A 26390-nucleotide genomic window follows, 5' to 3' on the forward strand; every position below is an offset into this window, starting at 1 on the left:
TAGAACGATTGAGAGGAAAGGGCATTTAGTGAGGAACCGTCTGACACACATTATTGTGGCGAGGGAGCTTGCTCCCGCACGGTTGCGCAGCGACCGCAAAATCTTGGAGCCGCTGCGCAGCCCAGCGGGAGCAAGCTCCCTCGCCACAAAAGCTTGTCTGTGTCCGGCAGGTTGATTTACATATCCCGCGCCACCCGAAAACCAATCCAGTCCCCCCGATTATCCGGCACCAGCGCGTTGCGGTTGCCGGAGCGGGAGAACACCGGCGCCTCGCCCCAGTCGTTGCCGCGGATGCGCTTGAACTCGCACTTGCCGGTCAGCCAGGCGCTGCCGTCGCTCGGCGCGCCCACGTAGTTTTCGTTGTAGCAATCGGCGGTCCATTCGTAGATGTTGCCGTGCATGTCGTACACGCCGAAGGCGTTGGGCGGGAAACTGCCGGCCGGGGCGGTGAAGTTGTAGCCGTCGGCCGCGCCGTAGGTGTTGGCGTGCTGGGCGATGCTGTAGGCCTTGCCTTCATCGAACGGGAAGGGGAACGGCCCGGTGCTGCCGCCGCGTGCCGCGTATTCGCGCAGGGACTCGCTGACCAGCCGATACGGTTTGCCAGTCTTTTTCGACAACCACGCCACGTAGGCATTGGCCTCGGCGAAATCCATGCACACCGCCGGGTGCCGGTCGGTGTACTGCTTGCGCGGGTCGCTGCCCTGGTAGTCCGGGATGCCGGCCTTGCACGCCCGACCGGGGCGCTCATCGCCGTCGGGCATGGTGTAGCCGGTGTCGCGCAGGTAGGCGAACCATTCGCCCTTGAGTACCTGGAAGCGACTGATCGCCAGCGGCTTGGCAAACGTCACCGGGTGCAGCGGGCCTTCGTCGGGTTCGCGGCCCACTTCGTCGTCCGGGGTGCCCATCTGGAAGGTGCCGGTGGGCAGTACGACCATTTCCGGGCAGTCCTTGCAGTCGCGGAAAACCTGGCCCGGTTGCGACGCCTGGGCGCCGGAGGGCAGCAGGGCGGCGAGGGCCAATGCCGGGAAAAACTTCAGCGAAAAACTGTTCATCCATCTCTCTCGATAAGGTCAAAAAGGTTCGGCTCAGAGCGTTTTGCCCAGCAACCCCATGAAGCGATCGATCTCGGCTTCGGTGTTGAGCAGCCCCGGTGCGGTACGGACCACCGGCCCGGCGTCGCGATGCACGGCGTCGGCGATCACCCGGTTCTTCATCAGGTAGGCGGCGATCTCGTCGCTGTCGCGACCCTTGACCCGGAAGAAGGTGAAACCGGCGGACAGCTCCGGGCTCAGGGGCGTGACCAGTTCGATCTGCGGCTGTGCCACCAATTGCTTTTTCAGGTAGCTGTTGAGGGCATGGATGCGTGCCTGCACCTCGGCCTTGCCCAGTTGCAGGTGCAACTTGAACGCCTCGTCGGCCGCCCAGCGATGCTCGAAAGCGTGGTAGCCCCCCGGGGTCATGACGGTGGAAAACGCCGTGGCTTCGGAGAAGGTCGGGATGATCGGCGTGACGTACTTGAGCGCTTCGCTGCGGCTGCACACCAGGCCCGTGCCGCGTGGGCCGAACATCCACTTGTGGGTGCCAGCGATGAAAAAGTCGCAATTCATGGCGGGGAAGCTGAGGTCTTCGACGCCGAAACCGTGCACGCCGTCCACCACAAAAATGATCCGCTGCTCATCGCTGCGGCCCTGGTTGTGCTTGTCCACCAGGGCGCCGATCTTGTCGATCGGCAGCTTCACGCCGCTGCCCGAGTGCACCCAGGTCATGCCCAGCACCCGGGTTCCGGGGCGGATGTTGCGGTCGATGGCCGTGAGGATCTGCTCATGGCTGGCGTCGTGGGCGTTCTCGAACAGCTTGATCTTGCGCACCCGTGTCCCCGTCCTTTGGGTGCGCAGGTCGAGGATGGTGTGGGTGGCGTAGTGTTCGTGGGCGGTGGTGAGGATTTCCTGGTCGGCCGCCACGTGGACGCCGCCGTAGATGATCGACAAGCCTTCGGTGGTGCTGCCGGTGAGGGCGATCTGCTTCGGCGTCGCTTGCAGGTAGCGGCCGGCCCAGGTGCGGACGTTTTCCTCGCGTTCTTCGGTGACGCCCAGATCCCAGTCCATCAACAGCCCCGGGTTTTTATCCAGGGCGGCGCGGTGCCGCTCGATGGCCTCGCGCACCGGGCGCGGGTGGGTGGTGATCAGGAAGTTGGAGAAGTGCAGGTAGTCCGGGTCCTGGTTGAACAGTGAGCGCAGTTGCGCCCATTTATCCCTGGGCAGCGGCGGCAGAGGATCGGCGCTGGCCGTGGCGGGCAGGTTGGCGGCGAGCGGCAGGCCCGCGGCGAGGATCCCGGCCTGCTTGAGGAAGGTACGACGCTCATTCATGGTTGGGCCGCCTTCTGGATCGAGACGACAGCGGGGCGGGCGGCTTTCTGGACCTGATCCCAGACTCGCAGGAAATTGCCGCCCCACAGTTTGGCGATGTCGGCTTCGGAGTAGCCGCGGGTCAGCAATTCGGCGGTGACGTTGCGGATGTCGCCGACGTTCTCCCAGCCTTTCACACCGCCGCCTTCGTTGAAGTCCGAGCTGATGCCGACGTGGTCGATGCCGATCTTGCGCACGGTGTAGTCGATGGCGTCCCCCAGGTCCTTGAGGCTGGCCTTGGGTTCTTCTTCGAGGATGGCGTAGAGCTGGCCGGCGTATTCGCCGAATTTCTGTTCCGGCCAGGCGGCGATGATCGGGTCGCCGGGCATCAGCGCCATCGCCAGGTTGGGCAGTGGCGGCAGGTCGAAACGTTCGCGCAGGGCGTTGAGTTTGTCCTGGGTCTTTTGTGTCAGCGGGCGCAGGTATTGGGAGAAACCGACGATCTGCACCACGCCGCCACTGGCCTTGATCAGTTGCATTTCCTTGTCGCTGAGGTTGCGCGGGATGTCGACCATCGCCCGTGGCGCCGAATGGGAGGCCACCAGGGGCGTGCGGCTCAGTTGCGCGACTTGCTCCAGGGCCTGGGTCGACATCTGCGACACGTCGATGATCACGCCCAGGTCGTTCAGGCGCGTCACCGCTTGCTTGCCGATGTCCGACAGGCCGCCCAGGGCGTCGGGCGAATCGTTGAAGAACGGCAGTGGGCGCGAGGAGTCGGCCCAGTCGTTGTTGCCGATGTAGCTGAAGCCGAACATGCGCATGCCCCGCGCCGTCCACAGGTCCAGCAGGTTCAGGTCGTGGCCCAGGGGGTAGGCGTTGAGCATGCTGATGAAGATCGCGAACTTGCCTTCCCCGTGCAGGCGGCGGAAATCATCCGGGGTGTAGGCGATGGCGACCTGGTTGGGGAAGTCCCGGACCAGGCCGGTGATGATCTTGTAGCGCACTTCCTGCTGGCTGCGCGCTTCCTCGACAAAACCGGCGGTGGGCTTGTGCGGCGCGTTGGGCCCGTTCCACAACTCCGGCCAGCCGAACACCGTCAGCGCCGCGCCGGACAGGTGGCCGCGATTGGCTTTCACCAGGTCGAACTGGCCGCTGCCGTCCTTGTCAGCTTCATTGCCGGCGGTGCCGAAGTCCAGCGGCACGGTGATGTGGCTGTCGAAGGACAGCAGGCGTTCGTGCAGTTCCCTGGCTTCTTTCATCACTTTGACCGGGTAGCCGGGGTTGTCCCGCCACCAGTGGTCCCAGGCCGCCAGGCCGCCACCCACGGCCAGCGCCAGGGCCAGGGGCACGCCAATGAAAAGAGCCTTTTTCGAACGAGGTGTTGTCATTGCCGATCTCAGTCAGGTTCGCCTTGGAAGGACAGGCGCGGGGGCCTTTGCTATCTGGGGAGAACGAGTGATCGGGCGGGAAATTTAGGTGCGCTCGGGGCCGCCATCGCGAGCAAGCTCGCTCCCACATTGGAACGCGGTCAACCTGTGGGAGCGAGCTTGCTCGCGATGGCGGTCTGACAGTCGACCGATTTCTCGCGGATGTACCAGATCCATTGTGGGAGCGAGCCTGCTCGCGATGAGGCCCTCACAGCTCGCCTATAAATTTGTCAGCCCACCCCTCGTTCTAGCTTGGATAAAGCCCGCTCCAGGGCTGGACACAGGTAAGGCAATGACGATTTCTCGACGATGGTTCATGGCAGGCCTGGCGCTGACCGGTGCCGCCGTGCCTGCGGTGTATTACGGGCATCGCGAACTGACCCGGCCGGACCCGACCATTACCCCCGGCGAGGCGTCGTTCGACGTGGCCGACGTGGCGGGCCAGCGCCGGGCCGATACGTTGCGGGGCATCTGGACGATCCGTTTCACCGGCCGCGACGCCGGTCTCGACGGCTTGCCCCAGGACGATCTGCAGCTTTTCCTCGATATCGGCCAAAGGGGCCGTGGCCTGGTGGGTTACCTCGACAGCGCCGAACGTTTGCGCGCTGCCGAGGAGCCGCGTTACCGGGTGTTGGGCGACCTGGCCGGAACCGATCCGAAGCAACTGAGCTGGCGGCTGATGGGGGCGCAGCACGACGCGCCGGACTATGAATGCATCATGACCCTGGACGAAGTCTGGGCCGGTTTTGGCAATGCCGGCAGCGCCACCCTTAGCGGTCGGGTATTGCGCCTGGACCGTCCCTTGGCGTCGCCTGAACTGGACAATCATTTCATCGCCGTCAAGCAGCGCTTCCCCGAGGCCCGGGAGCGCACGCCGTTGAGCCCGGCACTGCTGGCCTGGCTGGTGTCGCCCGAGCATCGGCTGTTCCACCAGCTCTGGCACGCCTCGCGGGACAAATGGCACACCCTGGACGAGGACAAGCGCAATGCCCTGCGTGGCATCGGCTGGCAGCCCGGCCCACGGAACCAGGAGCGCGATGCCCGCGGGCCGCGCAAGGATCGCAATGGCTCGGGCGTGGACTTCTTTTTCATGCACCGGCACATGCTCGGCACGGCCCGTTCGTTCCAGCCGCTGCCGTCGTGGCCGCGCTTCCCCTTGCCGCAACCGGAGCTGGAACGCGATCGTCTTGGCTTCGCCCGCTACCTCGATAACCACGATGGCACGGCCTTGCCGCCGACCTGGCTGGCCGATGGCGACGAGCAGTACGCCCAGTGGGTCAGCGACATCAAGACCGCCGAGACCTACCACAGCAATTTCCAGGTCTGGGAATCGCGCTACCGCGACCCGCGCTACCTGGCGAAACTGACCCTGGGTCAGTTTGGTTCGGAAGTGGAATTGGGCCTGCACGACTGGCTGCACATGCGCTGGGCCTCGGTGCCGCGTGATCCGTCCAACGGCCACCCGGTGCCGTTCGCCCGCGACCCGGCGGACTTCGCCCAGCGTTGGTACGCCCCGGAGAATGACTTTCTCGGCGATCCGTTTTCCTCCCACGTGAACCCGGTGTTCTGGGCCTTCCACGGCTGGATCGACGACCGCCTCGAAGACTGGTTCCGCGCCCATGAACGCTTCCATCCGGGGGAAGTGAGCCGGCTCGAGGTCAACGGCGTGCCCTGGTTCGCCCCGGGCCGCTGGGTCGAAATCGCCGACCCCTGGCTGGGCCCGGACACCCACGGCTGCCGCACCACGCCGGGGCTGCAGGTCGGACGCTCGGTGGAGATGGACCCGGAAACCATGAAACTGGCCCTGCGCATCACCTTCGGCAGCGATGACAAGAAGCTCGCCGAACTGTTTCGTCGCGTGCCGCAACGGCCGTGGTATGCGCGCAATCTCAAGTCCAAGCCGGTGTGAGCTCTGGCCCGAACTGACCGAACCTGGGCTGTGTGAATGACTGCTTTTGTGGCGAGGGAGCTTGCTCCCGCTGGGCTGCGAAGCGGCCCCAAAACCAGCCCCCTCCAAACACCTGACCCACCGAGGAGCCAGCCATTGGGGGCTGCTGCGCAGCCCAGCGGGAGCAAGCTCCCTCGCCACAGGTGTCACTTGGCTTGAGGTTAGTGTGAGGCGTCAGCGCGGCGCAGCGATGTCCAGGGCGCGGTTTGCCAGCAGCTCACTCAGCTCGACCATCTGCTGGATCCCCAGGGCGAAACTCCGTCGTGCGCCTTCCAGATCAAAGGCCAGTTCGTTGGCCATGACATTGACTGACGCAAGGGTTTCGCTGAGGTTGGCCAGCAAGCATTCCAAGTCCGCACTCTCTGCCACGGTGAACAACTGGTCTGGTGGTGGAACGGGTTTTTCAGGTTTGGGGTCGAGGTAGTAGGGAGGGCGCGGTCGGCGGCTTCGTCGAGTTTTTTGGAATCGTCTTCGGGGGGGGTTGGGGTGATCTTGAACATGGTGCAGCTCCTGATTATTCAAAGGACGCTGCCAGACATCACTTGCAGATGATGGGGTGGCAGCTATGCGCGGGTCTGCAAGACCGGGAAACCAGGAACCCGGCAGACCCGAAGGTCTCCCGCACACAGCCGCCATGAAACGAACACGAACGTGTCGATTGGCTTCGGCTATGCGCCTGGTATTCGTCGGGGCTTGCAGACCCGATCACTGATGAGCAGTGACGGGGAACAAGTTATCGATGGGGTGCCAGGCGCACAAGCCGGCGGATTCTGGCGTAGTTGTAGGCAATGACGCAAGGCAACGTAGCCTCACTCGGGGGTCCTACATGGCCGGATAAACAGAACCCAAGCCGAACCCCCTTTAATGAAACGTGGAGAATTATCTGTGGCGAGGGAGCTTGCTCCCGCTGGGCTGCGAAGCGGCCCCAAAACCAGCCCCCTCAAACGATCTGACCCACCGAGGTACCAACCATTGGGGCTGCTGCGCAGCCCAGCGGGAGCAAGCTCCCTCGCCACGGGTGTCACTTGGCTTGATGAGGGGGCGAGGCTTACATCACCCGCCAACCCCCCACCCAACGCCCTGTACAACGCCACACTCGCCTGCACCCGCGCCAATCTCAGTTGCACGTTCATATCCTGGGCGGCATACAGCGTGCGCTGGGTTTCCAGCACGGTGAGCAGGTCTTCGGCGCCGGCCTGGTAGCGGCGTTGGGCGATGTCGAAGGCGGTCTGGGCCTGGTGCAGTTCTTCGCTTTGCCATTGCCGTTGGCGGTCCAGGCCGTTGATGCCGTTCAGGGCTTTTTCGACGTCGGCGAAGCCGTTGATGATGGCGGCGCGGTAGAGTTCCAGCAGTTCCTCTTGGCGGGCGGTGGCCCTGTCTCGTTCGGCCCTCAGGCGGCCGTTGTTGAAGATCGGCGCGGCCAGGCCGGCCGTGAGGTTGTAGACGTTGTTGCGCAGCAACTGGTCGGCGATGTCGGCGCCGGTGGCGAGGCTCAGGCCCAGGGTCACGGTGGGCAACATGGCGGCGCGGGCCACGGTGATGTCGGCCTGGGCGGCGGCGAGGCGGGCTTCGGCGGCGGCGATGTCCGGGCGACGGCGCAGCAGTTCGCTGGGCACACCGGCGTCGATGGCGGGCCAGTGCAAGCGGTCGAAACTGTCGTCGTCGAGCTTGACCGACTGCACCGGTTGCCCCAGCAGCGTCGCCAGGGTGATCACCGCTTCCCGGGCCTGTTGCTGCACTTGGGGCACGCGGCGCTGCTGGGCCGCCACCAGGCTTTTTTGCTGGGACAGTTCCAGGGCCGTGGCGCTGCCGGCGTCGTAGCGGGTCTGCACCAGGTCGAGTACGCGTTGGGCGTTGTCCAGGTTCTGTTCGGCAATGCGCTGTTGCTCGCGCAGGGACAGCGCCTGGGTGTAGCTGTTGGCGACGCCGCTGAGCAGGGTCAATTCCACGGTCGCCCGGTCGAGCTGGCTGGCCGACAGCGTGCTCAGCGCACTGTCCCGAGCCGCCCGTTTGCCGCCCCAGAAATCCAGCTCATAGGTGGCGCTGAGGTTGGCGTCGTAGTAATCGATGGTGCGGTTGTCCCGGTCGACGTCCAGTTGGCTATAGCCTTTGCCGCGCAACAGCTCCTGGCGATTGCCGTTGAGCCCGGCCGTGACCTGCGGCAGCAGCGGCGCGCCGGCGATCACCGCGCTGGCCTGGGCCTGGCGCACCCGGGCCATGGCGGCGGCCAGGTCGTGGCTGTCCCGGCGCGCCTGTTCGATCAAGCGGTTCAATGGCGGGCTGCCGAAGTGTGTCCACCATTGCTGGTTATCCGCTCGGGCGCTGGGTGTGTCGAGGGACTGCCAGGCCGCTGGCGGCTGGATGCCGCTGTCCGGCGGCGACGCAGGGGTGGCGCAGGCGGCCAGCAACAGGCTGGCGGCCAGGAGGGTCAGGTGCGCTTTCATAGGGTGGGGTTCATTCACTGGTGAGGGCCGCGACCGGGTCGAGGCGGGCGGCCTTGCGGGCGGGCATGAAGCCGAAGACGACGCCGGTGACCAGGGCGCAGCCGAAGGCGCCGAACACCGCCAGCCATTCGAAGGCCACGGCGATCTTGCCCAGCAGCAAGGCGCCGCCCACCAGCAGGGCCAGGCCGATACCGGCGAGCCCGCCGACCACCGAGAGCATCACCGCTTCGGTGAGGAATTGGCGCAGGATGTCGCGCTGGCGAGCGCCGGTGGCCATGCGAATGCCGATCTCGCGGGTCCGTTCGCGCACTGTCATGAGCATGATGTTCATCACGCCGATGCCGCCCACCAACAGCGAAATCGCCGCAATGGCCCCGAGCATCAGCGACAGTGTGCCCTGGGTGCGGGCCTCGGCCTGGATCATCGCGGCGTTGTTGGTCAGTTCGAAGTCCTGCTTGCGGTTGTGCAGACGCAACAGGGTGCGGGAGACCGCCTGTTCGGCCTCCTTGACCTTGCCCGCATCCCGGGCGGCGATCACCACGTACTCGGGGTGACGGGTGCCGAACAGCCGCACACTGGCGGCGGAATAAGGGATGGCGACGCGATTGTCGGCGTCCGAATCCCCGGAGCTGGCGCCCTTTTCCGCCAGTACGCCGACCACCTGGAACGGCATGTTCTCGATCAGGATGTAGCGGCCGATGGGGTCGGAAACATCCTTGAGCAGTTTCTGCCGGACCTTGTGGCCGATCACCGCCACCGCCGCGGCGCCGCGTTCATCGGCGTCGGTAAAGTAACTGCCCTCGGCCACCGGCCAATTGAAAATGGTCGGAAAATTGGTGTCATTGCCGCCGACGTAGCTGGTGTGATCGAGGTTGCCGAAACGCACGCTGGCTTCGGCGCCGTTGACCGGCATGATGCGCTGTACCTCGGGCAGGTCGGCGAGGGCGGCCAGGTCATATTCGCTGATGATGCCCTTGGCGGCGCGCGGTGCGGGTGCGCTGCCATTGAGGTAGATGATGTTCGAGCCGAACGCGCCCATCTGGGCCATGACCTGGCGCTTGCTGCCTTCGCCCACGGCCAGCATCACCACCACCGAGGCCACGCCGATGACAATGCCGAGCAAGGTCAGGGCGGTGCGAAAACGATTGATCCACATCACCCGCCATGCCGCCTGCACCGCGTCCACCAGCTCACCTTTCCAGGCGCCGTTGTGTTCGCTGCCGGCGCTCAGGCGCTGGCGCAGATCCACCGCTTGCAGTGCCTTTGGGTTGGCTCGCCCGTCGTGGGGCAAAGCGCTGGCGCTGTCGCTGATGATCAGTCCGTCGCGGATCTCGATGATGCGCTTGGCCCGGGCCGCCACTTCGCGGTCGTGGGTGATCAGGATGACTACGTGGCCCTGGCTCGCCAGTTCGTCGAGCAACGCCATGACCTCGGTGCCACTCTGGCTGTCGAGGGCACCGGTGGGTTCGTCGGCGAGGATGATGTGGCCGCCGTTCATCAAGGCCCGGGCAATCGACACCCGTTGCTGCTGGCCGCCGGACAACTGGTGCGGACGATTGCCGGTGCGGCTGGCCAGGCCAAGACGGTCGAGCAGGGCGCTGGCCCGGGCGTGGCGCTCGGCAGCGGAAGTGCCGGCGTAGATGGCCGGCATCTCGACGTTCTCCTGGGCCGTGCCGGAGGGGATCAGGTGATAGCCCTGGAACACGAAGCCGAAGGCCTCGCGCCGCAGCCAGGCCAGTTCGTCGCTGCCCAGGCCTGCGACGTCTTCCCCGGCGAAACGGTACTCGCCGCGGGTGGGGCGGTCGAGGCAGCCGAGGATGTTCATCAGGGTCGATTTACCGGAGCCGGACGCCCCGACAATCGCCAGGAATTCCCCGGCGTGAATGGACAGATCGATGCCGCGCAGCACCTCCACCCGAGGGCTGTCGCCACCGCCGTAGGCCTTGCGAATGTCCCGCAGTTCGATCAGGGGCGTGTTCATTCAGCCTCCGCTGCCGACGGCCGGGCCGATCAGCACCCGCTCGCCCTCATTCAGGCCGTCGACGATCTGGGTGCGCAGCCGATCGCTGACGCCGGTTCGAACGGTGCGCGGCTGGACGTCGCCATTGTCGGCCAGCACCCGTACCTGGCCGGCGTCCCGCAGGGCAGCGATGGGCACGGTCAGCACGTCCTTGGCCTGGGCGGCGACGAAAAATACCTGGGCGGTCATGTCGGTCATCAGCGCGCGGTCGGCGTTGTCGACGTCGAGCAACACGGTGTAGAGCACCACCCGCTCGCTGCCGCTGCGCCCGCTCGTGGGGCTGCCGCCCTGGCTGGCCTCCAGCGGGCGTGGCGGCACCGGGAGGATCTGGCGAACGGTGCTGCTCCAGCGCCGGCCGCCGCCGGCCAGGGTGGTGAAATAGGCGGTCATGCCCGGTTTGACGTGGCCGATGTCGGCTTCCGAGACTTCGGCCCAGACCGTCATCGGCGACAGCCTTGCGATGCGCAGGATCAGCGGGGTTTGCTGCTGGGCGTTGAGGGTCTGGCCTTCCCGGGCACCGACGGCGACCACGGTGCCGCTCATCGGCGCATAGATGCGCGTGTAGCCCAGCTCGGCCTCGTCGCTGCGCAGGCTGGCCTGGGCCTGGCGGATCTGGGCCTGGAACATGTCGATGCGCGCCTGGGTCGCGCGCACTTCGGCCTGGGCGGTCTGCACGTCTTCCTCGCGGGTGGCGCCGCCGGCCTTGAGTTGCTGCTGGCGGCGGAATTTCTGCTGCGCCAGGTCGTGCTGGGCGCGCTGTTCCTGAAGCTGGGCCTTGAGGTTCTCGATCGAAAAACGCCCGGCGTCGAGCCGGGCCTTTTGCGTGGACGGGTCGATTTCCACCAGCAATTGGCCCTCACGCACTTCGTCGCCGGCTTCCACGTGAATCTTCTGGATCTGCCCGGACGCCTGGGCGCCCACATCGACATAACGCCGCGGTTGCAAGGTGCCCAGGGCGGTGACGCTGTTTTCGATATCGCCACGGGTGACGGGCGCGGTGACCAGGGGGCGCCCGGCTGGGCACGACCGCTTGCCACGCGGCGAAGGCCACGGCCGGAAGCAGGGCGAAGGTGAGAAGCCAGGCGCGTCGGGTAGGGCGGGGACGTTTCATGCAGGGTTCCGGCCGGTGATATCGGGCCCGTCCCAGGAAGGGCAGGGACGGGGGGCTGTTCTGGTAGACGAGCGTTCCGGACGGGAATTTAGCGGGTGAAACACTTGGTAGCAGGTTGGGGAAAACAGTTGAAGCGCCACAGACCCCTGTGGCGAGGGAGCTTGCTCCCGCTGGGGCGCGAAGCGGCCCTGAAACCTGAATCCCGTTTATGTCAGATTCGATGGTGTTGCCTGCCTTGGGCCTGCTGCGCAAGCCAGCGGGAGCAAGCTCCCCTCGCCACAAAAGCCGCCAATAGAAAGGAACGAATCCGCCTTGATGCAAACCAACGCTTTAAATCTATATGAGAATTACTATAAATTACGCGACTGAATCTGCCACTATCGTGCCATGCCCTTTTCCGGCATGCCGGGTGGCACAGGGATAGCTGTCGCAGTCATTGCGCGCGGGAGTCATGGTGGAAAACTACTATCGCGAGCTGGTGTGTTTCCTGAACGCCAGGCTTGGCAACCGCCAGGCGGCCGAGGATGTGGTGCATGACGCCTATGTGCGGGTGCTGGAGCGTGCCAGCGACACGCCCATCGAACAGCCTCGGGCATTCCTCTACCGCACGGCGCTGAACCTGGTGATCGACGGGCATCGGCGCAATACGCTGCGCCAGGTCGAATCCCTGGATGTGCTGGACAGCGAAGAACGCTTCTTCACTCCGTCGCCCCACACCAGCCTCGACCATGGCCAGCGTCTGGACATGCTGCGGCGCGCCCTGGCCGAGCTGCCACCGCTGTGCCGCGAGAGTTTCCTGTTGCGCAAGCTCGAAGGCCTGTCCCACCCGCAAATCGCCGAGCGCCTGGGCATTTCCCGAGCGCTGGTGGAAAAGCACATCGTCAACGCCATGAAGCACTGCCGCGTTCGCGTGCGACAGTGGGACGCGCCCTGATTCGATCGTCGCCGGTCACCCGGCGGTAAATTTTTTTTCATTGTCCTCGTTCCTCTCAACAGACGACTTGCCGGCGCCTCGAATGCCGGTCAGGTTCCCCAGGCTTTTCGTGCCCTGTTGAGGGGCTTTTCCAGAGGACACTGGACATGACACAGGCAATTGCATCGCCCATCGTTCACGACTTGATCGGCATTGGCTTCGGCCCTTCGAACCTGGCGCTGGCCATCGCGCTGCAGGAGCGGGGGCCGGTCCAGGGTGAACTGGACGTGCTGTTCCTCGACAAGCAGGCCGACTACCGCTGGCACGGCAACACCCTGGTGACCCAGAGCGAGTTGCAGATTTCCTTCCTCAAGGACCTGGTGACACTGCGCAACCCCACCAGCCCGTATTCGTTCGTCAATTACCTCAAGCACCATGGCCGCCTGGTGGACTTCATCAACCTCGGCACCTTCTACCCGTGCCGCATGGAGTTCAATGACTACCTGCGCTGGGTGGCCGGGCACTTCACCGAGCAGAGCCGCTATGGCGAGGAAGTGCTGCGCATCGAACCGGTGCTGCACAACCAGCAGGTCGAAGCGCTGCGGGTGATCTCCCGCGACGCCCAGGGCGCAGAGCTGGTGCGTACCACCCGTTCGCTGGTGGTCAGTGCCGGCGGTACGGCGCGCATTCCCGAGGCGTTCAAGGCGTTCAAGGACGACGCGCGGGTGTTCCACCATTCCCAGTACCTGGAGCGCATGGCGGGTCAACCGTGCGTGAAGGGTCAACCGATGAAGATCGCCATCATCGGCGGCGGGCAGAGCGCGGCGGAGGCCTTCATCGACCTCAACGACAGCTTCCCTTCGGCACAGGTCGACATGATCCTGCGCGGCTCGGCCCTCAAGCCGGCGGACGACAGCCCGTTCGTCAACGAAGTGTTCTCGCCGGAATTCACCGACCTGGTGTTCCAGCAGCCCCACAGCGAGCGCGAGCGCCTGGTCAACGAGTACCACAACACCAACTATTCGGTGGTGGACATCGACCTGATCGAGCGCATCTACGGGATTTTCTATCGCCAGAAAGTCTCCGGCATCGCCCGTCATGCGTTCCGCACCCTCACCACGGTGGAGAAGGCCACGGCCACCGATGCCGGCGTGGAACTGGCGGTGCGCAACAACGCCACCGGTGAGCTGACGGTGCGCCGTTATGACGCCGTAGTGCTGGCCACCGGTTACGAGCGGCAGATGCACCGCACCCTGCTGGAACCGCTGGCGCAGTACCTGGGGGATTTCGAGGTGGATCGCAACTACAAGCTGATCACCGACGAGCGCTGCAAGGCGGCGATCTACATGCAGGGCTTCTGCCAGGCCAGCCATGGCCTGAGCGACACTTTGCTGTCGATCCTGCCGGTGCGTGCCGATGAAATCGCCGGTTCGTTGTATGAGCATGGGAACAATCGCGGGCAGGCGCGTCCGGTGCGCGACTTGCTGCTCGCCGCCGTATAGGCCCTATGGGAGCGAGTCACTCGCAGGAAATCTATCAGCCAACGCAACCCCTTGTGGGAGCGAGCTTGCTCGCGATGGCGTCAGTTCAGTCAATATTGAAGTGACTGACACGACGCCTTCATGAGCAAGCTCGCTCCCATAGGTCCGGGCCCTGGTTCTGGCCTCAAGTCACTCACAGGAAATTCTTCAGAAACTTCCTACACTCACCTCATGCGTCTGCTCGACAGGCGCATCGACGGTTCGCTGTTCCCTCGTATTGGCAGTCTGAACCCCCAGCCGGTGACCCTGACTGAAGGTACGGTCGACGGTGCGCCGGGCCGACTACGCCAAGCGAAACACCCTGATCAAAATGATGCTGCTTTTACGCACAGGCCTGCTGGCGCTGTTGCTGGGCTCATTGAGCATGGCGCCACCGGTAGGAGCGACCTCTGAGTCGTTGCAGGTGCTCGGGCGCTCCCATGTGGATGATTATTCGGTGTCCCTGGACACTGGCGACTGGGCCTGGCTGCGCCAGAAGGGCACGTTGCTGCTAGGTACCTCGGCGCCGGACTATGCGCCGTTCAGCATCACCGGCAATGGTCGTGACTACGAAGGCCTGACCGCCGACTATGCGCAACTGCTGGGGCAACTCTTGCACGTCAAGGTGCAGGTGCAGCGCTATGCGTCCCGGGCCGAAGCGCTCCAGGCCCTGCGCGGCGGTGAGATCGACCTGCTCGACACCGCCAACGGCTTCGAAGCCGCCGATCCGGACCTGGCGATGTCCCAGGCCTATGCCGAGGACTTGCCGACCCTTGTGGCCCGCATCGACGACAGCCAGGACTTGCCCACAGACCTGGCGGGCAAGCGGGTGGCGATGCTCTATCACTACTTGCCACCGGAGACGGTCGAGGCGTTTTATCCCGAGGCTTCCTTGCAGTTGTTCCCCTCGACCTTGAGCGCCATCGGTGCCGTGGCGTTTGGTCAGGCCGACGTCTACCTGGGGGACTCGATCAGTTCCAACTACCTGATCAGCAAGAACTACCTGAACAATGTTCAACTGGCCGATTTCTCGCGCCTGGAAGTGCAGCCGTTCGCCTTTGCGGTGAGTCGCGACAATTCGCGCGTATTGCGCATCGTCAACGCCGCGTTACAAGCCATTCCCACCCGCGAGCGCATGATCATTCTGCGGCGTTGGAGTGCCGGCGGAGCGAGCATGCCCGGTCAGCAGGCGCTGCATTTCAGCGTCAACGAACAGCGCTGGCTGGATGCCCATCCGCGAATCAAAGTGGCGGTCAACGAAAACTTCCTGCCGCTGACGTTCTTCGACGAGCAAGGCCATTTGCGGGGTATCGGCGCCGATGTGCTGGCCCGGATCAGCCTGCGCACCGGTTTGAAATTCGATGTGCAGCGGGGCGACTCGGTTGACGAGTTGATCGGGCAGATCAAGGACGGCAAGGCCGACGTCTTGGCGACCGCCATCCCCAGCGCCGAACTCGAGGACGAGTTGCGTTTTACCCGACCGTACCTGACAAACCCGTTCGTGCTGGTGGTGCCGATCAGGGCCAAGGCGCTGACCCTGGACCAGATGAATGGCAAGCGCGTGGCGCTGGTGCGTGGCAACGTGCTGCGCGAGTTCCTGCTGGAGCAGTTTCCCCAGGTGCAACTGGTGGCGGCGCAGAATGCGGCCGACGCCATGGCCATGGTCGCCGCCGGCACGGCGGACGCCGCGATCAATCCGCTGATCAGCGCCCGCTACATGATTTCCCGCCAGTACCGGGACACGCTGCAAGTCACCAGCACCGTGGGCACCGTGCCCGCACACATTGCCCTGGCGACGAACCGGGGCGCATTGGAACTCCATTCGATCCTGGACAAGGCACTGTTGAGCATTTCCCCGGAAGAAATGGACGAACTGACCAACCGCTGGCGCAGTGAGGTGGTGATCGACGACAGTTACTGGCTGCGCAACCGCACCACGATCCTCCAGGGGTTCGCCGTCGCTGCGCTGCTGTTGCTGGTGGCCTTGGGCTGGGGCATTTATCTGCGGCGCCTGCTGGAACAATTGCGCGTGGCCAAGGAAAGCGCCGACGCGGCCAATCGGGCCAAGACCACCTTCGTGGCGACCATGAGCCATGAGATCCGCACGCCCATGAATGCGGTGATCGGTCTGCTGGAGCTGGCCCTGAAAAAAGCCGACCAAGGCGTCGTGGACCGGTTGTCCATCGAAGTCGCCTCGGACGCCGCCCATGGCATGCTGGACTTGATCGGCGACATCCTCGACATCGCCCGCATCGAGTCGGGCAAGTTGTCGCTGGCGCCGCAACGGGCCAATCTGCACGCGTTGATCGAGTCGGTGGCGCGGATTTTCGAGGGCCTGGCCTGGCAGAAACACCTGCGCTTGCACTGGGCGCTGGAGGCCGGGGTCAACCGCGACGTGTTGATCGACCCATTGCGCTTCAAGCAGATCGTCTCGAACCTGTTGAGCAACGCCATCAAGTTCACCGACCAGGGTGAAGTGCGCCTGAGTGTGCGTGGCGAGCCGGCCCCCGGGCATGAACGCCTGGGCCTTTGCCTGCGGGTCGAGGACAGCGGTTGCGGTATTTCCCCCGAGGATCAGCGCCGCCTGTTCAGTCCCTTTACCCAGGCCGGCCATCATTCCCAGTCGGCCCGCAGCGGTTCCGGGTTGGGCTTGGTCATCAGCCGTACGTTGTGCGAAATGATGGGCGGCACCCTGACGTTGCGCAGCGTGCCGGGGGAGGGTACGCAAGTCGAGGTTCTGTTGGACCTGCCCCTGCTCGACGCGCTGCCGACGGCGCCGCCTGCCGAGGTCGAGGCGCTGTTGCCGGTCCCGGCGCTGAGTATCCTGGTGGTCGACGACTACCCGGCCAACCGCTTGCTGCTGTCCCAGCAACTGGGTTACCTGGGGCATCGTGTCCGGGAGGCACAGAACGGTGTCGACGGCCTGCAGGCCTGGCGTAGCGAACACTTCGATGTGGTCATCACCGACTGCAACATGCCCTTGATGAGCGGCTACGAACTGGCCCGGGCCATTCGCGACGAAGAGCGTGAGCGCAACCTCTCACCGGTGCTGATCCTGGGCTTTACCGCCAACGCCCAGCCCGAGGAACGGGACCGCTGCGTCGAGGCCGGAATGGACGATTGCCTGTTCAAGCCCATCGGCCTCAAGGCACTCAACGCACGCCTGGCTTCGGTCACGCCGGATGCGCGGGCGCCCCAGTCCGACGATGATCTCGACTTGACCGGCCTGGAGCAACTGACCGGGGGCGACACGACGGCCATCAGGGCGCTGCTGGAGGAACTGGTCAGCAGCAATGCCGAAGATCAAGCGCGGTTGCAGCATTTGGCCACCCGACCCGACTTGCCAGGCCTGGCGGACCTGGCGCACCGGATCAAGGGCGGGGCGCGGATCATCCAGGCGCAACGCCTGATCGCCGCCTGCGAGGCGCTGGAAAGCGCTTGTCGAGGGGACGACACGGTGCTGCTCGCCAACACCGTGGAAGACCTTCGCCAAGCCATCGAGCACCTGGCGGAACGGCTCAAGGCCCATGTGGCGAGGGAGCTTGCTTCCACTGGGCCGCGAAGCGGTCCTCCAGGTACCCCGCAGAGATAAATTCCCTAGCGACATGGGCTGTGTCTGTCCTGATTTTAGGAATAGTCCTACATCGCCCTTCAAACGCTTCCTCTAGCCTGAGCGCCCTGAATGTTCTTGAGCCGGTGCCTACCTGGCGCGTTGCTATTGGAAAGCTTGCCATGCCGAACAAAGCACTCCGTATCCTGATTGCCGACCCACAACAGACCCATCGAATCGTGCTGGAACGTCTGTTCAACCAACAGGGCTACCACCGGATTGTCCCCGTGAGCCATTTGCAGGAATTGCTCACGCTGGTGGAGTACGGCAGCGAGCCGTTCGACCTGATTGTCGTCAACGCACAATTGGCGGGCGGCGCATTGGATCTGCACGACTTTGTTATCTACAACCCGCAGGTGTGTCACGGGATGATTTACAACGCACAACCGGCCAGCCAGTCGTCGGTGCCTGTCGCGCGTCGATCGAGCGTGCACCTGAGCCAGGCGCCACTGCCTGACCTCGCGTCACTGCGACGCCTGATGGAGCAGGTTGATCCTCATGTCCATGAGCCGCTGCAACCGTGGGTGCGTCCCCTCAGGCAGGGTCATGGACACTGAACAAGGCCGTTGGTCCGCACTGTCAGGTCTGACAGGTGGCAGGGCCTGGCACTTGTGCAAGAGTCCGGTGCGGTCACGGCACCGGCGCCGTTTGTATTGTTTTGGGGAACTGCCTTGAAAGACGTGTTGATCGTGGATGACCACCCTGTCATACGAGGGGCGCTGCGGCTCATTTGCCAGAATGAGGCGTTCACCCACATCCGGGACGCCAGCGGCGTGGCCGATGCCAGGGCCCTCATCAAGGAGCGCGCGCCAGACCTGGTGATCCTGGACCTGGTGATGAACGGCTTCGATGGCCTGGACCTGCTGGTCTGGATCATGGCCCAGTTTCCTGAATGCAGCGTGCTGGTGTTCACCTCCCAGGATGCGCAGCACTTCTGCAACCGCTGCATCTCGGCCGGGGCCCGGGGCTTCGTGACCAAGAAAAGCGACCTCAAGGAATTGACCAAGGCCATCCAGGCGTTGAAGTCCGGTTATGCCTATTTCCCCCAGATGCCCGTCCGCCTGGATTTCCAGCAACGCAGCGAACAGCAGGCCCTGGAAAGCCTCTCCACCCGCGAGCTGTCCATCCTGCGCATGCTGGCCATGGGCATGCGCGGCAAGGACATCGCCGAAAGCCTGTTCCTGAGTCCTAAAACCGTCAGCACCTACAAGACTCGCCTGTTGGAAAAACTCGGCTTGCAATCCTTGGTGGGGTTGTCGGAGTTTGCCAAGCGTAATCATCTTTGAATGAGTTACACCAAATAAGGTGGGAGCGAGCCTGCTCGCGATAGCAGTCTGATAGTCGATGCATCATCGGCAGAGGCACCGCCATCGCGAGCAGGCTCGCTCCCACAGTTTTTTGATCGCTGTTCTCCAGATAGAACGCTAAGGCCGGTTTTTGCCATCTAGTGATTGAAGGGTGTCGGTTTTAAGCTGCGTTCATCGAATCGCAGTACCTGATTTTGGAGACACGGCATGAAAAACATCATCGGCCTCTACACCAGTCCACGGCCCCATTGGGTCGGCGATGGCTTCCAGGTTCGCACGCTGTTTTCCTACGACAACCTGGGCAAGCACATCAGCCCGTTCCTGCTGCTGGATCATGCCGCCCCCACGGAATTTACGCCCACCACCGAGCGCCGTGGCGTCGGCCAGCACCCCCATCGCGGTTTTGAAACCGTGACCATCGTCTACCAGGGCGAACTGGAGCACCGCGACTCCACCGGCAGCGGTGGCAAGATCGGCCCTGGCGATGTGCAATGGATGACCGCTGCTTCCGGCATCATCCACGAAGAGTTCCACTCCGAAGCCTTCGCCCGGCAGGGTGGGTTCATGGAAATGGTCCAGCTGTGGGTCAACCTGCCCGCCAAGGACAAGATGGCCCCGGCCGGCTACCAGACGATCCTCAAGGGTGACATCCCGAACATTGCCCTGAAGGACGACGCCGGCAGCCTGCGCCTGATCGCCGGGCGTTTCGAAGGGCATCAAGGCCCCGCGAAGACCTTCACGCCCATCGACGTCTGGGACATCCGCTTGAATGCCGGAAAAAGCCTCACCCTTGACCTGCACGAAGGCCACAACACCGCCCTGGTGGTATTGCGAGGCTCGGTCCAGGCCAATGGCCGCGAACGGGTCGAGGCCGGGCAGATGGCCCTGTTCGACCGGGCTGGTGATCAATTGAGCCTGCAAGCCAATAACGATGCCGTGGTACTGCTGCTCAGCGGCGAGCCGATCGACGAACCCATCGTCGGCCATGGTCCGTTCGTGATGAACAGCGAACAGGAAATCCACCAGGCCTTCAGTGATTTCCACTCCGGGCGTTTTGGCCGGATGGACGACTGAACGCGAAAACAACCACCACCCCTGAACCCCCTGTGGGAGCGAGCCTGCTCGCGATAGCGGCGGATCAGTCAACATTAATGTGGCTGACACACCGCTATCGCGAGCAGGCTCGCTCCCACAGGGTTTGCGTGGTCGGTACACTCTCGTCAAAACTGTGCCAATCTTCGCCAATGGCCTTTCTGGAGCTGTCCCGATGCTGTCTCTGATCTCCGATCACCCGCTGCTCTGTGCCCTGGTGCTGCTTGTGCTCGACCTATTGATGTGGCGCCTGGTCAGTGCGGATCGGACCTATTGGAAAATCGGCGCAAGGGTGGTGATTTTTTTCGCTGTTCAGCGTGCTGCTGTTCAACGAAGGCCTCAACCCCATGCAGCCGGCGCAGTGGGTCGACGATGTGCCGCGGCATCTGGCCGCTACCGGTTTGCAGATCGCCTGGTGGTTGTTTGCCGCGCGAACCCTGACGGTGCTGATCGGCGCGGCGATGATGCAACGGGTCGGTCATACCGGGCGGTTGTTGCAGGACTTGCTGGGCGCGGTGATTTTCCTGATCGCGGTCATCGCGGCCCTGGCTTATGTGCTGGACCTGCCGGTCAAGGGCGTACTGGCGACGTCGGGTGCGATGGCGATCATCGTCGGCCTGGCCTTGCAGAGCACCCTCAGCGATGTGTTCTCCGGCATCGTGCTCAATACCACCAAGCCCTATCAGCTCGACGACTGGATTTCCATCGACGGCACCGAAGGCCGGGTCACCGACATCGACTGGCGAGCCACGCGCTTGCAGACCGCCCAGGGCAGCATGGCGGTGATCCCCAACTCGTTGGCGGCCAAGGCCAAGGTCATCAACTTCAGTCGACCCAGCGATGTCCATGGCTTGTCCATCAGCGTCCAGGTCAGCCCTCACGCGCGGCCCCAAACCGTGATCGACGCGCTGGAGCGGGCGATGATCGGCTGTCGTTCCTTGCTCTCCACCCCCGCACCCTGCGTCACGCTTAAAAGCAGCGGCAGTGCTGGTGCGGAGTACGAGATCAGCGGTTTCGTTGCCTCCATGACCCAGAAACGCACGGTGCGCAACCAGCTGTTCGACCTGGCGTTCCGGCATTTGCAGGCGTCGGGCGTGAGCCTGTTGTCTACCAGCGAAAGCACGACTCCCCAGGCGGTGTCGCGCCCCCGGGCCTTGCTGGAAAGCTCGAACATTTTCTCCACCCTGCGCCAGGATGAGAAAGAAACCTTCGCTCAGAACATGACCCTGCAGACCTTCCGCGCGGGCGACGTGATCCTGGCGGCCGGGGAGGTCAGCGATCATCTGTTCATCATCGAATCCGGGGTGGTCAGCGTGACCCTCATGCGCAACGGCCAGCCACTCGAGGGCGGGCGCATGGGGCCGGGAGAGGTGATCGGCGAAGCCGGGATCGTCGCCGAGCAGGCTGCGCTGGCGAATTTTACCGCCAAGACCTTCTGCACCCTGTACCGCATCGAGAACAGCTACCTCAAGCCTTGCCTGGAGGCCCGCCGCGACATCAACGACGCCATGAAGAACCTTTTGGACGTACGCATCCACCTGGCACAGAACCTCACCCGCGAGCTGCCCAAGCCCGTGGCCAAGAAGCGCTTCCTGCAATGGCTGCGAAGCCGGGCCTGAAGCCTATCTTGAAGTCCCCACGTCCCCCTGTGGCGAGGGGATTTATCCGCGCTGTGTGGGAGCAAGGCTTGCCCGCGATGTAGGCGCCTCGGTTCTCCGGAAGATCGCGTCATCTTCATCGCGGGCAAGCCTTGCTCCCACAATCCCCTGGGTCTTCATTGGCCACCCGAACTTCCCAACAATTGGCTATTTGTACCGCGCCACTGCACGGCTAACTTAGCGCTACACCCAATTGTCCTGGAGTTCACCATGCAACCGCGTATCGATTTCTACACCGCTTCCCCCGACGCTTTCAAAGCCATGCTGGCCCTGGAAACCGCCGTCTCGAAACTGGGCCTGGAGAAGTCCCTGCTGGAGCTGGTCAAGCTGCGTTCCTCGCAGATCAACGGCTGCGCCTTCTGCATCGACATGCACACCGCCGACGCCCGCAAGGACGGCGAGACCGAACGCCGCTTGTACGCCGTGACCGCATGGCGCGAAGCGCCGTTCTTCACGGGCCGTGAACGCGCCGCCCTGGCCTGGACCGAAGCCCTGACCCGCCTGAGCGACACCCACGCGCCGGACGCCGACTATGCCCTGCTGAGTGAGCATTTCAGCCCCAAGGAAATGGTCGACCTGACGGTGGCGATCAACGCCATCAACGGCTGGAACCGTCTGGCGGTGGGGTTTCGCAAGATGCCGGAGGCCTGAGACCTCTTGCACCAGAAAACCTGTGGGAGCGAGCCTGCTCGCGATAGCGGTCTGACAGTTCATGCATCACTGACTGACACACCGCCATCGCGAGCAGGCTCGCTCCCACAAGGATCAATTCCAGACTTTAAAGCTTCGGACGACAGGCACCGCAATCCGTTTGCTTCTCCTTAATAGTAACCATTACTATTCACGCCCCGTTCCCACAGCGCGCCGTGATGACCCCCAAGCTGCCCCGCAGAACCGGCTTTTTCGAGCATTACGAAGAGTTGATCGGCACCTGGACCCGTCGCCTGCGCAATCGCCAGCAGGCCGAGGACCTGGCCCATGACACCTTCGTGCGGGTGCTTGAGTCCGATTCGAGCGGGGTCGAGCAGCCACGGGCCTATTTGCATCAGACGGCGCGCAACATTGCAGTGGATGGCTATCGGCGCGAAGATCGACGGGGGGCCATGGAAGAGGCTGTCATCGACCCTGGTCAGTCGTTTTCGGGCGACCCGGAGCACTTCATGCACGCGATCCAACTGGCGGACTCCATCGAGCGGGCGCTTGCCGAGCTGCCGGCCAACTGCCGCACGGTATTCGTCTGGCAGAAGATCGAGGGCCTGACCCAGGCGGAAATCGCCGAGCGCCTGGGCCTGTCCAAGAACATGGTGGAAAAGTATATGATCCGCACCCTGCGGCATCTGCGCGATCGTCTGGACGGGCCTGGCCAATGATCCGTCGCCATCTTCCACCCGAGCCACAGGACCTTCCATGATGGATAGCCGTGAATGCCCGTGCGGGCAGGACAGGGTTCGCGACGCGGCGGCGCAATGGTTCGTACGTTTGCAAGCACCTGCCATGAGTGTCGAGGAGCGCCAGCGCTTCGAAGCCTGGCTGGACGAGCATCCCAACCACCGCGACGAAATCCAATTGCTGCAGGGGATCTGGAGCGCCACGGACCTGTTGCCCAAGGAACGCCTGCGAGCGTTGTGCGAAGCTCCTGCCAAACGTTCCCCGCGTCGGCCTCTGTTGCGTTATGCGGCCGCCGCCGGGTTGTTCGCGGCGGCGCTTGGTTTGGGGTTGTTCAGCGGCTTGAGTTCTTCCACCGACTACAGCGGCGAATATGCCACCGCCTTCGGTGAGCGTCGGCATATCGCCTTGCCCGACGGCTCGGTGATCGACCTCAACAGCCGCAGCCGGGTGCGTATTCAATTCGCACACCGTCAACGCCGAGTGGAGTTGGCCGAAGGCGAGGCGTTGTTCACGGTCGAGCATGACGCCGGCCGGCCATTCACGGTCGATGCGGGCAACGGTCAGGTAACGGTAACCGGGACGCGCTTTGACGTGCGCCGCGATGCCGACAAGACCCGGGTGGCGGTGGAGCAGGGCAGCGTCAAGGTCCAGGGACGCGATGCACCGCGAACCCAGTACGTCAGTCTTACGCCGGGCCTTGGCACCCAGATCGATGCCCAGGGCAAAGTCGCCACACCTTACGCGGTCAACGCCGAGGCGCTCACCGCCTGGCGCAACGGCAAACTGGTGTTCAATAACGCGCCGCTGAAGGAAGTGGCTGAAGAAGTCTCCCGTTATCGCGCCAACCCCCTGCGGGTCGGCAGTGCGGCGGTGGGTAACTTGCGCCTGACCAGCGTGTTCCGTTCCGACGATCCCGAGGCTCTGCTCAAGGCCCTGCCGAACATTCTGCCGGTGGCCGTGCGCACCCTGGATGACGGCAGCCAAGAAATAATTGCGCGATAGATTCAGGTTTTTTTCGAGTTCTTCGTCTTCTTGTCCAACTGCAACTGGTTTGCATTAACAGACGCGTATTCTTGCGATCAACAGGACAAGGTTCGACGTGAAAAAAACCGCCAAAAACAACAATCGTAGCCCCGCACGCTGGCTGCCACTGGCCCTGACCCTGGCGGTCAGCGCCGCGCTGCCCCAGGCGTTCGCCGATCAGTCCGCCACCGCCATTCACATCCAGGCGCAGCCGTTGGGCCAAGCCTTGAGCCAGCTCGGCCAGCAAACCGCGTTGCAAGTGTTCTTCAGCCCCGAACTGGTGGCCGGCAAGCAAGCCCCGGCGGTGGACGGCAACCTGTCCCCGGAAGCGGCCTTGCGCCAATTGCTCCAGGGCAGCGGCCTGCAATACCAGATCGATAACGGTTCGGTAACCGTGTTGCCGGCACCCTCGGCATCCAATGCGGGCCCGCTGGAGCTGGGCGCCACTGAAATCCAGGTGGTCGGCGATTGGCTCGGCGATGCCAACGCCGAAGTGGTGCAGAACCATCCCGGCGCGCGCACGGTGATCCGCCGCGAAGCGATGGTGGAGCAGGGCGCCATGAACGTTGGTGATGTGCTGCGGCGCGTGCCGGGTGTGCAGGTGCAAGACGCCAACGGCACCGGCGGCAGCGACATTTCCCTGAACGTCGGCGTGCGTGGCCTCACTTCGCGCTTGTCGCCGCGCTCCACAGTGTTGATCGACGGCGTGCCGGCAGCGTTTGCGCCCTACGGCCAGCCACAGTTGTCCATGGCGCCGATCTCCTCGGGCAACCTGGACAGCATCGACGTGGTGCGCGGCGCCGGATCCGTGCGCTACGGGCCACAGAACGTCGGCGGGGTGATCAACTTCGTGACCCGGGCGATTCCGGAAAAAGCCACCGGCGAAATCGGCACCACCCTGGAAACTTCCCAACGCGGTGGCTGGAAGCACATCGACACGGCGTTCCTCGGCGGTACCGCCGACAACGGCCTGGGCGTGGCGCTGTTGTATTCGGGCGTCAACGGCAATGGTTATCGCCGAAGCAACAACGACAACGACATCGACGACGTCATCCTCAAGACCCATTGGGCGCCCACCGATGTGGACGATTTCTCGCTGAACTTCCATTACTACGACGCCAAGGCCGACATGCCCGGCGGCCTGACCCAGGAGCAGTATGACGCCGACCCGTACCAGTCCGACCGCGACTGGGACAACTTCAGCGGACGCCGCAAGGATGTGTCGTTCAAATGGTTGCGCCAGATCGACGACCGCACCCAGGCCGAAGTGCTGACCTACTACTCCGACAGCTACCGTGGCAGCACCATCGCCTCCCGGGACCAGCGCAACCTGGCCTCCTACCCGCGCACCTATTACACCTTCGGCATTGAGCCTCGGGTGTCCCACGTGTTCGACCTGGGGCCAACCACCCAGGAAGCCAGCGTCGGCTATCGCTACCTCAAGGAAGGCATGCACGAAGAAGCCAGCCGCCTGGCGTTGCGTAACAACGAGCCGGTGGTACGTCCGGGCTCCGACGGGCACGTTTACCAGGACCGCACTGGCGGCACTGAAGCCCATGCGGTCTACATCGACGACAAGATCGATATCGGCAAATGGACCATCACCCCGGGTATCCGCTTCGAAAGCATCAGCACCGAGTGGCACGATCGCCCCGTGCTCGACACCGCCGGTCGCCCCGTGCAGGAAAAACGCCGCAGCATCGACAGCAACGAACCGCTGCCGGCCCTGAGCGTGATGTATCACCTGTCCGATGCGTGGAAGCTGTTCGCCAACTACGAGACGTCGTTCGGTAGCCTGCAATACTTCCAGCTCGGCCAGGGCGGCGACGGCAACAACACCGCCAGCGGTCTGAGCCCGGAAAAGGCCAAGACCTACGAGATCGGTACGCGCTACAACGATGACGTGTGGGGCGGGGAAGTGACGCTGTTCTACATCGACTTCGACGACGAGTTGCAGTACATCAGCAACGACGTGGGCTGGACCAACCTGGGCGCGACCAAGCACCAGGGCCTGGAAGCTTCGGTGCATTACGACATGGCCGCGCTCGACCCACGTCTCGAAGGCCTCACCGCCAACGCCGGTTTCACCTACACCCGGGCGACTTACGAAGGCGAGATTCCAAGCTTCAAGGGCCGCGACCTGCCGTTCTATTCCCGTCAGGTGGTGAACCTGGGCCTGCGCTATGACGTCAACCGCTGGACCTACAACCTCGATGCCTTCGCCCAGTCGAAACAGCGCTCGCCGGGTACCGGCGTGAACGCCGATGGCAGTTTCAGCGGTGACTACATCACCGACGGCACCGCTGACGGGCAGTACGGCGACATGCCGGGCTACGTGCTCTGGAACGTGCGCGCCGGCTACGACTTCGGCGAGCAACTGTCGAACCTGAAAGTCGGCGCCGGGGTGAAGAACCTGTTCGATCACCAGTACTACACCCGCTCCAGTGACAACAACTCGGGCATGTATGTGGGTGCGCCGCGTACGTTCTTTGTGCAGGCCAGTGTGGGGTTTTGATCGAAGATCAGGCCCTGTGGCTTGGAACACAATGCCAGGGGCCGAAATACAATCCCAGGGGCTGAGTG

General features: G+C 63.8%; 15 protein-coding genes and 4 pseudogenes. 12 read left to right on the forward strand and 7 right to left on the reverse strand.

From position 1 onward, the window contains the following. Positions 1 to 176: 176 nt before the first annotated feature. Genes pvdO through pvdM form a run of 3 tightly spaced genes read right to left on the reverse strand, consistent with a single transcriptional unit; the run spans position 177 to position 3733 of the window. Complete coding sequence (gene pvdO / locus GN234_RS27730) at positions 177 to 1052, reverse strand: dihydropyoverdine dehydrogenase (protein ID WP_109754556.1); 876 nt, start codon at positions 1050 to 1052, stop codon at positions 177 to 179. 33 nt (positions 1053 to 1085) lie between these two features. After that, a complete protein-coding gene (gene pvdN / locus GN234_RS27735; RefSeq protein ID WP_176689372.1) occupies positions 1086 to 2366 on the reverse strand; it encodes a pyoverdine-tailoring periplasmic protein PvdN in 1281 nt (426 codons plus the stop codon). Further along, positions 2363 to 3733, reverse strand: a complete 1371-nt coding sequence (gene pvdM / locus GN234_RS27740; RefSeq protein ID WP_176689373.1) for a pyoverdine-tailoring dipeptidase-like protein PvdM — start codon at positions 3731 to 3733, stop codon at positions 2363 to 2365. The genes pvdN and pvdM overlap by 4 nt, the downstream gene beginning before the upstream one ends. Positions 3734 to 4064: 331 nt before the next feature. On the opposite strand from pvdM, the gene pvdP reads away from it, so the two are divergent. After that, a complete protein-coding gene (pvdP, locus tag GN234_RS27745; RefSeq protein WP_176689374.1) occupies positions 4065 to 5681 on the forward strand; it encodes a pyoverdine maturation tyrosinase PvdP in 1617 nt (538 codons plus the stop codon). A gap of 213 nt (positions 5682 to 5894) precedes the next feature. On the opposite strand, the pseudogene GN234_RS27750 reads toward pvdP, so the two are convergent. The 4 genes and pseudogenes from GN234_RS27750 to GN234_RS27765 all read right to left on the reverse strand — a co-directional run bounded on the left by GN234_RS27750 (position 5895) and on the right by GN234_RS27765 (position 11295). Continuing rightward, positions 5895 to 6220: pseudogene (locus GN234_RS27750) on the reverse strand (DUF6124 family protein). A gap of 564 nt (positions 6221 to 6784) precedes the next feature. Further along, a pseudogene (locus GN234_RS27755) lies at positions 6785 to 8164 on the reverse strand (efflux transporter outer membrane subunit); the annotation flags it as partial. Positions 8165 to 8174: 10 nt separating this feature from the next. After that, entirely contained in the window at positions 8175 to 10145 is a 1971-nt protein-coding gene (locus GN234_RS27760; protein ID WP_176689375.1) for a MacB family efflux pump subunit, read from the reverse strand. Next, positions 10146 to 11295: pseudogene (locus tag GN234_RS27765) on the reverse strand (efflux RND transporter periplasmic adaptor subunit). It abuts the gene before it with no gap. Between the two features lie 451 nt (positions 11296 to 11746). Here GN234_RS27765 and GN234_RS27770 point away from each other — a divergent pair. From GN234_RS27770 to GN234_RS27820, 11 genes and pseudogenes are all read left to right on the forward strand, one after another. Further along, positions 11747 to 12229: a sigma-70 family RNA polymerase sigma factor gene (locus GN234_RS27770; protein ID WP_109754564.1), complete on the forward strand. Its 483-nt coding sequence runs from the start codon at positions 11747 to 11749 to the stop codon at positions 12227 to 12229. Between the two features lie 146 nt (positions 12230 to 12375). After that, a complete protein-coding gene (locus GN234_RS27775) occupies positions 12376 to 13710 on the forward strand; it encodes a lysine N(6)-hydroxylase/L-ornithine N(5)-oxygenase family protein (protein ID WP_163857664.1) in 1335 nt (444 codons plus the stop codon). Between the two features lie 349 nt (positions 13711 to 14059). Further along, positions 14060 to 17320, forward strand: a complete 3261-nt coding sequence (locus tag GN234_RS27780; RefSeq protein WP_176689645.1) for an ATP-binding protein — start codon at positions 14060 to 14062, stop codon at positions 17318 to 17320. 140 nt (positions 17321 to 17460) lie between these two features. Further along, a complete protein-coding gene (locus GN234_RS27785) occupies positions 17461 to 17895 on the forward strand; it encodes a PleD family two-component system response regulator (protein ID WP_163857666.1) in 435 nt (144 codons plus the stop codon). 114 nt (positions 17896 to 18009) lie between these two features. Then, entirely contained in the window at positions 18010 to 18624 is a 615-nt protein-coding gene (locus GN234_RS27790) for a response regulator transcription factor (RefSeq protein WP_116834257.1), read from the forward strand. 228 nt (positions 18625 to 18852) lie between these two features. Beyond that, the gene (locus GN234_RS27795) at positions 18853 to 19719 is read left to right on the forward strand and encodes a pirin family protein (protein WP_109754569.1); all 867 of its coding nucleotides are present in this window, start codon (positions 18853 to 18855) and stop codon (positions 19717 to 19719) included. Positions 19720 to 19912: 193 nt separating this feature from the next. Next, positions 19913 to 21356, forward strand: a pseudogene (locus tag GN234_RS27800) (mechanosensitive ion channel domain-containing protein). A 249-nt stretch (positions 21357 to 21605) separates the two neighbouring features. Next, complete coding sequence (locus tag GN234_RS27805) at positions 21606 to 22046, forward strand: carboxymuconolactone decarboxylase family protein (protein ID WP_003203930.1); 441 nt, start codon at positions 21606 to 21608, stop codon at positions 22044 to 22046. 218 nt (positions 22047 to 22264) lie between these two features. Further along, complete coding sequence (locus tag GN234_RS27810; RefSeq protein ID WP_176689376.1) at positions 22265 to 22765, forward strand: sigma-70 family RNA polymerase sigma factor; 501 nt, start codon at positions 22265 to 22267, stop codon at positions 22763 to 22765. A 37-nt stretch (positions 22766 to 22802) separates the two neighbouring features. Continuing rightward, positions 22803 to 23786 carry a FecR family protein gene (locus GN234_RS27815; protein ID WP_163857672.1) on the forward strand — a complete coding sequence of 328 codons (984 nt, stop codon included), beginning with the start codon at positions 22803 to 22805 and terminating at the stop codon, positions 23784 to 23786. Between the two features lie 97 nt (positions 23787 to 23883). Then, positions 23884 to 26322 (forward strand): TonB-dependent siderophore receptor, encoded by a 2439-nt coding sequence (locus GN234_RS27820; protein WP_116833060.1) that lies wholly within the window; start codon positions 23884 to 23886, stop codon positions 26320 to 26322. The last annotated feature ends 68 nt before the right edge of the window (positions 26323 to 26390 follow it).

The organism is Pseudomonas bijieensis (assembly GCF_013347965.1).
Taxonomy (GTDB): Bacteria; Pseudomonadota; Gammaproteobacteria; order Pseudomonadales; family Pseudomonadaceae; genus Aquipseudomonas; species Aquipseudomonas bijieensis.